Below are 2797 nucleotides of genomic sequence, written 5' to 3'. Positions count from 1 at the left end.
GCCCCAACACACCAGATCGCCGGTGCGATACATCCGTTGTCCCGGGCCGCCGAACGGACACGCCACAAACCGCGACGACGTCAACCCAGCCCGGCCGACATAACCGCCTGCCACCCCGCGACCCGCGACATACAACTCGCCGACCACCCCGGCAGGCACCGGACGCAACCAGTTGTCCAAGACGAACAACGCGGCTCCGTGCACCGGCGAGCCGATCGGCACCACACCCGAGCCCGCAGCCAACGGCGCACTGATCGCCACACACATCGTGGTCTCGGTCGGACCGTAGGCGTTGATCATCACCCGACCCGGCGCCCACCGATCCACCACATCAGCCGGACACGCCTCACCAGCCACCACCAACGCCATGGATTCCAAACCGTGGGGCGAGATCGCGGCCACCGCTGAAGGAGTCTGAGTGAGCACACTGACCTGTTCGCGAATCAACAGGTCGTGCAGGTCTTCTGGCGAACGGACGACGACTTCGGGCACGACCACCAGTCGCCCGCCACGCAGTAGCGGACCGAATATCTCCCACACCGAAACGTCGAAAGCCAAGGAGTGGCACTGTGACCACACACCGGCCGACGGCAGGCCGGCGTCCAATGACTCCAGCAATTGAGTCACATTGCTGTGGGTGACCGCCACACCCTTGGGCACACCCGTCGTACCCGACGTATAGATCAGATACGCGACGCTGTCAGGAGTCGGCGCGGGTAGTTGGATGGTGGGGTAAGCCTCGATTTCGGGGTCTTCGACATCGATGATCGGCAGACCATGCCCGTCCAGCCGGTCGGCGAGCCCTGCAGTGGTGATTGCGGCGATCGGCGCAGCGTCCTCGACAATGAACTCCACCCGCGAAGAGGGATGCGCCGGATCCATCGGCACATATGCCGCCCCGGTCTTGAGTGTTGCCAGAATCGCCACTACGGCCTGGGCTGAGCGCTCCACGAGCACCACAACACACGAACCCGGGCCGGCTCCTCGATCGACCAATAGATGCGCCAACCGATTCGCCGCCTCGTCGAGCTCGCGATAGGTCATCGAACGAGCGTCAAAACTCAACGCCGCTGCGTCGGGGGTCTGCGCTACGTGCCTAGCAAACAATGCCGGAATCGACACCGCGGCAGGGGGTTTCGCAGTCAGTGCCCCGCGATTACCCAGCACGTCCAACCGAGCATGCTCGCTCGCCTCGAGCACATCCAGTGACGACACCCGCCGTCGAGGGTCGGCGACCATCGAATCCAAGACGCGCCGCAACCGCTCGATCAGGGCCTCGATGCTGGCTGCATCGAAAACATCTGTGCGGAACTGCACGCTCCCACCGATTCCGCCGGGCTCACCGTCCGGGTTCCAGCGTTCAGCCAATGAAAACGCCAGATCCAAGCGGGCGGTGTGAAGGTCAACGGGCAAGGACTCGACTTGCAGCTCACCCAGTGTGAGTCCGGCAACCGGGTCATCGTCCTGCTGGTTCTGCCAGGCCAGCATCACCTGAACGAGTGGATGATGGGCCAGCGATCGAGTCGGATTGAGTCGCTCGACGAGCACCTCGAAGGGCACGTCCTGATGCTCGTATGCGGCCAGACTGCGGTGACGCACTTGGGCGAACAGGTCAGCGACGGTGGGATCACCTGCCAAATCGACTCGCAGCACCAACGTGTTGACGAAGAACCCAACGAGATCGTCGAGCGCGGGATCACGCCGCCCGGCGATCGGAAAACCGACCGCGACATCAGTGCTGGAGCTGTGGGCCGCAAGCAGAACCGCGAGGGCGGCTTGAACCACCATGAAACTGGTCGCACCGTGCTCGCGAGCCACTGCGCTCACCCGCTGCTGCAGCTCGGCCGACCAATCAACGGCCACAGCGGCGCCGCGTTGATCGGCGACGGGCGGGTACGGTCTATCTGTTGGTAGTTGAAGTCGCTCAGGCATTCCCGCCAGTGCGCCCTGCCAGTACACGAGCTGCGCGGCGATGCGGCTGTGGTCATCGCTGAAATCACCGAGCTGCGCGCGCTGCCACAGCGTGTAGTCGGCGTACTGCACGGCCAACGGCGCCCAATCCGGCGCCGAACCTGCAGACCGGCTGGCGTAGGCCACACCCAAATCGCGGACCAATGGCGCCACCGAGACACCGTCGGCTGCGATGTGGTGCACCACGGCCACGAGTACGTGTTCATCGGCGGTGACGCGGAAAAGCGTTGCTCGCAGCGGGATTTCGGCTGCTAGGTCTATTGGGCGCTGCGCGGTGTTTCCGACCGCTTCCTCCACCTCAGAAGCCGACCAGCCGGTCGCATCGACAATCCGCCAACCAAAGTCGGCCCCCTCGGCCGGCACCACCAACTGATGAGGCATCCCGTCAACCGCGGGGAACATCGTTCGCAAGCTCTCGTGGCGGCCCACCAGGTCAGCCAGTGCCGCGCCCAACGCCTCGACGTCGAGAGGCCCGGTCAGCCGCAACGCCACCGCCAGGTTGTAGACCGCTGACGGTCCCTGCAGCTGGTCCAGGAACCACAGCCGGGTCTGGGCAAAAGACAACGGAACCACCGACGGACGCGCACCTGCGTGCAGCGGTTCTAGCCCGCCGCCGCCGGCACCGACGAGCGGCGCCAATTGAGCGACTGTGGGCGCCTCGAACACCGTGCGCACCGCGAGGTCGACATCAAGGGCTGTGTTGATCGCCGCGATGAGCCGCATTGCAGAGAGCGAATCGCCGCCGAGTTCGAAGAAGGATTCGTCGACGCCGACTCGCTCCAGTCCAAGGACTTGGGCGTAGACCCCGGCCAGGATCTCCTCGGTG

The 2797-nt window shown here is 64.8% G+C and carries 1 protein-coding gene; it reads right to left on the bottom strand.

Annotation, left to right across the window (positions count from 1 at the left end):
* Positions 1 to 2797, bottom strand: a 2797-nt coding sequence (locus tag RMCN_RS29900) for a non-ribosomal peptide synthetase (RefSeq protein ID WP_131808627.1), incomplete at both ends; no start/stop codon positions are given.

The organism is Mycolicibacterium novocastrense, assembly GCF_001570485.1.
GTDB lineage: Bacteria > Actinomycetota > Actinomycetes > Mycobacteriales > Mycobacteriaceae > Mycobacterium > Mycobacterium novocastrense.
Note: the sequence above shows the minus strand (reverse complement) of the source record. Positions and strands in the feature narration are given on the sequence as shown.